Origin of the sequence: Conservatibacter flavescens, from assembly GCF_002795425.1 — a bacterium.
GTDB lineage: Bacteria > Pseudomonadota > Gammaproteobacteria > Enterobacterales > Pasteurellaceae > Conservatibacter > Conservatibacter flavescens.
Window position 1 is genome coordinate 36,063 of sequence record NZ_PHHA01000044.1, and the last position, 6,428, is coordinate 42,490.

Sequence of the window (6,428 nt, forward strand, 5' to 3'; positions counted from 1 at the left end):
GAGATTATTCATGAAGTTGAGAGACTGCGATTTTGACAACAACTTTACGGATTAAAGATGAGTCGCCATCGCAGCAAGCTGCTCTATGTATATCAGTAGGGAAAAAGACGGCAAAATTTCCCGGACGCATAACCAATGTGGTTTCATTTTGTACATCTTTATAGAACAGAATGTCACGTTCAGCATCGTAATCGTGTGCAATGTCATTTTGCCCATTGTCAATTGCGACACCAATGGTTTCTTTTCCACTATGCAAATATTGAACATCTAAATAATGACGGTGTACTTCGGGTTGATAATGGCTCTTTTCTTGAGTTTGCAAATCAAGAACTTGTACATACATATTTTTCCCGTCAAGTTCATAACGACCGACTTCTAATTCGTCGAAATTCGTTGTTTTTAGATAATTCAATGCTTTTTGTATCACTTTTGGATAAATATTTGCATCGATTTGGTTAATGTGCCCGAAAAACATAGCAGACTCCCTATTGTTATAATGCTTTTAATTTCGCCCAAACTGTATCGTCGACAGGGATACCATTGGCTTTGTTGTCTGCAAGTAAGGTGGTGAACTCATGTCCTGGTAAACGCACTGCGACATCTGGGTCCGCGCGTTCTGCTGTACGAACATAATCCATAATTTTTTGTAGTTTTTCGTCTTTTGTTTTGCCATCAATCAAGCGATCAACTTCAATCGCAATAAAGACTTGTGATACACAGTATTCATCATCTTTTTCTTCAGTGACTTCTGCGACTGATAAACCATTAGATAATAATGTTGCAATCATATCTAATACAATAGATAAGCCTGAGCCTTTCCAATAACCCATTGGTAATAAACGACGGTTTTTCTCTACTGTGCCTGGATCTTTCGTTAAATTGCCTTCATCATCAAAACCAGCATCAACAAAGGTTTGTCGGCCAGCAAGGCGATTGACTTCCAACATTCCATAAGAATACATAGAACAAGACATATCAACCATAGTAATTGGGTTTGATGGAATAGCAATAATTAATGGGTTGGTACCGATACGGCATTCTTTCGCTCCCCATGGTGGCATAACAGCGATAGAGTTAGTCCAACAAATACCGATATAACCTTTTTCAGCCGCTTGCCAGCCATAGCCACCACCACGCATCCAGTGATTTGCATTTTTCAGAGCAACCACACCGATACCGTGTTGATCTGCTATTTCCATTGCGCGATCCATCATTTTTTTCGCGGTTAAGTTACCGATAGCTTGATGGGCGTCCCATTGTTCAATTGCACCTAAAGAAAGTACTTTTGTTGGCTCTGCTTCAGGGTTAATATCGCCTTTTTCTAATTGTTGGATAAAACGAGGAAAGCGGTTTACACCATGAGAATATACGCCGGATTGAGTGGTATCAGCGAACATCGTTGCACATTCTTCAGCTGTAGCTTCTTTGACTCCACGAGCAAGTAAGACACGTTTAAATTCTGCTTTGAGTTCATCATAAGTCACTTTCATAAATAACCTCTTAAGTTTAATGTTTCATATTGTGAAATGCTATTTCATATATTATACTTAGCCATGATTTTAATCCTATTTAATATTGTCGTTTTTGTGATCTATATCTCATTTTAATTTGTATAGTATTGTATAGAAGGCAGGCTAGTTCTATTGTTATGTGAAATGAATTTGTTGATAAAAAGGATCAATACATGGAATTGGAAGTAAAAAAAACAACAAATCAGAGTTTAGTTAGAGCGCTCTCTTTAATTGATATTTTAAGTGATTATCCAAATGGCTGTTTGTTAGCCAAGTTAGCTGAGTTGGCAGAATTAAATAAGAGTACCACTCATCGCATGCTTCAAACATTGCAGTCATGTGGTTATGTTCAGCAAACACATATCAGTGGTTGTTACCGGCTGACAACAAAATGTCTAGCAATAGGCCAAAAAACATTGGCATCTATGGATATTTTAAGTATAGCAATCCCCTTGTTAAATAAGCTAAATCAGGAAACTGGAGAAACGGTTAATTTTTCAATGCGACAGCATGATCATGCGGTAATGATTTATAAATTGGATCCAAAAACCGGCTTGACTCGTACGCGTGCTTATGTGGGACAGCATTTACAATTATACTGCTCAGCGATGGGTAAGCTTTTTATGGCATATGATAAGCCAGAATATCTAGCCCATTATTGGCAGCAGGATCCTATGCGGATACAAAAATTAACTGACAATACCATTGTTGTGCTTGATGATATGACACAAGAATTAAGACACATAAAGGAAGTCGGTTATGCGATGGATAATGAAGAAAATGAAATCGGAACAACGTGCATTGCTTATCCTATTTTCAATTTTAATGGTGATGTTCTCTATGCACTTTCCGTTTCTTTATCTACGGCTAAATTAAGCCAATGGGATAAAACGGCGTTAATGGGGTGTATTAAGGATACCGCAAAGGCAATATCCTATGAATTAGGCGCATCAGCATATTGAACTTTTTAACAAGAACATAGTCTAACTATTACAAAAATCGTCATAACATAACGAATTTTCATTGATCTTAGGGAAGATTATGTTATAACTAACATAGTAATATGTTTATTTAAGAAGGAAAATAATGAATACAGAAACACAAACAATGATGCTTGTTCCTCAAGGTAGTCTCGAAGGTTATATCCGCGCGGCGAATGAATATCCAATGCTTAGCGCGGAGGAAGAAAAGAGTCTAGCTGAACGTTTGTATTACCATGAAGATGTGGAGGCAGCGAAACAGCTTATTCTCTCTCATCTTCGTTTTGTTATTCATGTAGCGCGTGGTTACTCGGGTTATGGTTTACCGCAAGCTGACTTGATCCAAGAAGGAAATATTGGTTTGATGAAAGCTGTGAAACGCTTTAACCCTGAAGTTGGCGTGCGACTCGTTTCTTTTGCAGTACACTGGATCAAAGCAGAAATTCATGAGTATGTTTTGCGTAATTGGCGTATTGTGAAAGTGGCAACAACTAAGGCACAACGTAAATTGTTCTTTAACTTGAGAAAGACAAAACAGCGCTTAGGTTGGTTTAATGAGAATGAAGTTAACCTTGTCGCTGAAGAACTAGGCGTTACAGCAAAAGACGTGATTGAAATGGAATCCCGTATGACGGGGTCAGATCTTGCTTTTGATCTTCCAAATGAAGAGGGTGAGGAAGATGTTTATTCGCCATCACTCTATTTGGAAGATAAAAGCTCAAATTTTGCGTCTGAATTAGAAAATGAAAATTACGAAAATCAAGCGACAGAGCAAGTTGCAGCAGCGCTTGCAAGCTTAGATGCGCGCAGCCAAGATATTATCAAAGCGCGTTGGTTAGATGATAACAATAAAGCGACTTTGCACGATTTAGCGGCAAAATATAATATTTCTGCAGAGCGTGTTAGACAGCTTGAAAACAATGCATTGAAAAAATTAAAAAATGCAGTGGTTTTTTAAGTTGTAAGCTAAAAGTCTCTCAATTGAGGACTATGTCTTGTATATTATCAGGGCGTAGTCCTTTTATTTTTGTGTCACTTTGTTGAAATAAAAAATAAAATTGTTAGCATAACCGAATAATTATGATCGTTTGAATAAGCCGTTATGAGTCAATATTTAATCCCTAAAAGTGCGGTTGTTTTTGAAGAAGAAATTAAAAAAAGTCGCTTTATTACCTATTTGAGTCATGTAGAGAACATTACGCAGGCGCGCAATTTTTGGCAGGAATTAAGAGTGTTGCACCCTGCCGCGAGGCATCATTGTTGGGCTGCAGTTGCGGGCGCTCCGGACGATAGTCAACAATATGGTTTTTCAGATGATGGAGAACCAGCAGGGACTGCCGGAAAACCCATGTTAAGTGCGTTACAGGGCAGTCGTATTGGGGAAATTAGTGCTGTTGTAGTCCGCTATTATGGGGGGATTCAGTTGGGAACTGGAGGCTTGGTACGCGCTTATGGAAATGGGGTTCAACAAGCCTTAAAGCAATTAGAAACAGACGTGAAAATTTTACGGCAGTCTTACAGCCTGGTTTGTGATTATGGGCAAATTAATTGGTTACAATTATTATATGAAAAATATAATATCGTGATAGAATCGCAGGACTTTACCGATAAAGTTTGGTTTCAGCTTGCCATCAGCGAAGACAATAGAGGCAAATTTGAGCGAGAAATTCAAGAACGTTCAGCAGGGCAATTAATCATTGAAAAAATAAGAAGGTAATTGTGCAAATATTATCTATTATTCGCATTATAGGCATTTTAGTCATGTGCTTTTCTATTACAATGCTTGTGCCTGCACTTGTTGCTTTATTATATGGAGATGGTGGCGGTAAAGCATTTGTTCAGACTTTTCTGATAAGTTCCATTATCGGATTATCCTTATGGTGGCCTTGTCATCACCATAAGGAAGAGTTACGGTCACGTGATGGCTTTTTGATTGTTGTCGCATTTTGGTTAGTGCTTGGCGGAATTGGTGCTATTCCTTTTATGCTGTTTGAAAAACCTAATTTATCTTTTTCCTCTGCAATTTTTGAATCTTTCTCTGGGTTAACAACAACTGGCGCGACGGTTGTCAAAAATTTAGACACTCTCCCCAAAGCTATTTTGTTTTACCGCCAATTTTTACAGTGGTTAGGTGGTATGGGGCTTATTGTTCTAGCTGTAGCCATCATTCCATTGCTAGGAATAGGTGGTGCGCAACTTTACCGAGCAGAATCATCTGGGCCACTAAAAGAACAAAAGTTAAGACCACGCATTGCAGAAGTGGCAAAATTATTGTGGGTACTATATTTCTCATTAACAATACTTTGTGCATTGTCTTATTGGTTGGCAGGCATGAGTGTATTTGATGCTATCGGACATAGTTTTTCAACGGTCTCTAATGGTGGGTTTTCGACACATGATGCGAGTATTAGTTATTTTAACAGTGCTACCATTTATACCATCACAACACTTTTTATGTTAATTGCTGGCGTAAACTTCAGCCTCCATATTTCAGCATTAAGTCATCTTGGCAAACAAAGCATTTGGCGAAATTATTGGCGAGATCCTGAATTTCGTTTCTTTTTGAGTGTACAAGTGAGTTTTATTTTGCTGTTTTCGTTCTCTTTATACTTTTATGATGTAGTAGAGTATCTTGATACCGCTTTAATTCAAGGAGCATTGCAGTTAACCTCTATGTCTATGACTGCAGGCTATACGATTTTTGATATTAATGATTTGCCGGCATTTGCAGCGATGTTATTAGTGATTGCGAGCTTGATTGGCGGATGTGGAGGTTCAACGACAGGAGGGTTGAAAACTATCCGAGTGTTGATTTTATGGTTACAAGTTAAGCGAGAGTTACGGAGTTTGGTTCACCCTAATTTAGTTCAACCGATCAAATTAGGTAATACTATTTTACCCATTCGGATGCTTGAAAGTATTTGGGCATTTTTAATGGTATTTATTTTGGTTTATTGGGGATGTGTATTTGGGGTTATTTTATGTGGAATGAGTGCATTTGATGCGATGGGCGCTGTTTTTGCTACCTTAACAAACGCAGGTCCTGGACTTGGTGCCGTTCATAATGATTTTTTTAATGTGCCTGAAAGCGCTAAGATAGTATTAACATTTGCAATGATTTGTGGTCGATTAGAAACGTTTTCATTGCTCGTTTTATTCACCCCTACTTTTTGGAAGTCATAGTTATATGAAAACGTTAATTTTATACTTAAGTCATGATGGGCAAACCATGAAAATAGCCCATGAGATTGCATGTAAAATGGGAGGGGTAGTAGAGGTCGCTCCTCTAAATCCAGAAAGTGCGGTCGATTTAAAACAATTTTCTCAAGTTGTTATCGGGGCCTCTATTCGCTATGGGCATTTTCATCGAAATCTGTATCAATTTATTGAAAAATATCATCTACAGCTGAACCAAATGCCTACAGCTTTCTTCTCTGTGAATCTTACTGCGCGAAAAGCAGATAAAAACACGCCAGAAACCAATGGCTATACGCGAAAGTTTTTACAAAAAAGCAAATGGAAACCCACAATCACGCAAGTATTCGCAGGTGGTTTATATTATCCTAGATACCGCTTTATCGATAGAGTGATGATCCAACTGATTATGAGAATAACTGGTGGAGAAACGGATACCACAAAAGAAATAGAATATACTAATTGGAATGATGTCTATCAGTTCGCTGATCGGTTAAAACATCAGGTTAACCGCGCATAAGCGTAATAAATTGTTCATAAAGAAAACAAGTAATTTCTTTTGTGAAAAAAAATACTTGCATAGTTTTGAAAGCTCACTATAATACGCCTCCGCTGCTGTAAGGTAGTGGGAATTAAAGGAATATTAAAATAAAATTTTTTATTCGACTATTGACTAGCGTTTTTAAAACAACTAAAATAGTACCCCTTGCTTGATAGCAACTGTTCTTTAACAATTTATCAG

Annotated in this window: 7 protein-coding genes; 5 read left to right on the plus strand and 2 right to left on the minus strand. The window is 37.8% G+C overall.

The window, feature by feature from the left end; translation table 11 throughout:
• Positions 1 to 4: 4 nt before the first annotated feature.
• Together CVP05_RS12440 and yiaK are read right to left on the minus strand one after the other, a co-directional pair.
• Positions 5 to 475: a NanQ anomerase/TabA/YiaL family protein gene (locus CVP05_RS12440; RefSeq protein ID WP_100289878.1), complete on the minus strand. Its 471-nt coding sequence runs from the start codon at positions 473 to 475 to the stop codon at positions 5 to 7.
• Between the two features lie 16 nt (positions 476 to 491).
• On the minus strand, positions 492 to 1,490 hold the full coding sequence (gene yiaK / locus CVP05_RS12445) for a 3-dehydro-L-gulonate 2-dehydrogenase (protein ID WP_100289879.1): 999 nt from the start codon (positions 1,488 to 1,490) through the stop codon (positions 492 to 494).
• 194 nt (positions 1,491 to 1,684) lie between these two features.
• Here yiaK and CVP05_RS12450 point away from each other — a divergent pair, with 194 nt between their 5' ends.
• From CVP05_RS12450 to hemG, 5 genes are all read left to right on the plus strand, one after another.
• Positions 1,685 to 2,473: an IclR family transcriptional regulator gene (locus CVP05_RS12450; RefSeq protein ID WP_100289880.1), complete on the plus strand. Its 789-nt coding sequence runs from the start codon at positions 1,685 to 1,687 to the stop codon at positions 2,471 to 2,473.
• 124 nt (positions 2,474 to 2,597) lie between these two features.
• Positions 2,598 to 3,449, plus strand: coding sequence for an RNA polymerase sigma factor RpoH (gene rpoH / locus CVP05_RS12455; protein ID WP_100289881.1), 852 nt, complete (start codon positions 2,598 to 2,600; stop codon positions 3,447 to 3,449).
• A gap of 144 nt (positions 3,450 to 3,593) precedes the next feature.
• Complete coding sequence (locus CVP05_RS12460; RefSeq protein ID WP_100289882.1) at positions 3,594 to 4,208, plus strand: YigZ family protein; 615 nt, start codon at positions 3,594 to 3,596, stop codon at positions 4,206 to 4,208.
• Between the two features lie 2 nt (positions 4,209 to 4,210).
• The gene (locus CVP05_RS12465; RefSeq protein ID WP_100289883.1) at positions 4,211 to 5,674 is read left to right on the plus strand and encodes a TrkH family potassium uptake protein; all 1,464 of its coding nucleotides are present in this window, start codon (positions 4,211 to 4,213) and stop codon (positions 5,672 to 5,674) included.
• Between the two features lie 4 nt (positions 5,675 to 5,678).
• Entirely contained in the window at positions 5,679 to 6,206 is a 528-nt protein-coding gene (gene hemG, locus CVP05_RS12470) for a menaquinone-dependent protoporphyrinogen IX dehydrogenase (protein WP_100289884.1), read from the plus strand.
• The last annotated feature ends 222 nt before the right edge of the window (positions 6,207 to 6,428 follow it).

Coding starts and splice junctions, on each gene's coding strand:
- yiaK (WP_100289879.1), bottom strand. CDS start 1,490: ATGAAAGTGACTTATGATGAACTCAAAGCAGAATTTAAACGTGTCTTA.
- hemG (WP_100289884.1), top strand. CDS start 5,679: ATGAAAACGTTAATTTTATACTTAAGTCATGATGGGCAAACCATGAAA.
- CVP05_RS12460 (WP_100289882.1), top strand. CDS start 3,594: ATGAGTCAATATTTAATCCCTAAAAGTGCGGTTGTTTTTGAAGAAGAA.
- CVP05_RS12450 (WP_100289880.1), top strand. CDS start 1,685: ATGGAATTGGAAGTAAAAAAAACAACAAATCAGAGTTTAGTTAGAGCG.
- rpoH (WP_100289881.1), top strand. CDS start 2,598: ATGAATACAGAAACACAAACAATGATGCTTGTTCCTCAAGGTAGTCTC.
- CVP05_RS12440 (WP_100289878.1), bottom strand. CDS start 475: ATGTTTTTCGGGCACATTAACCAAATCGATGCAAATATTTATCCAAAA.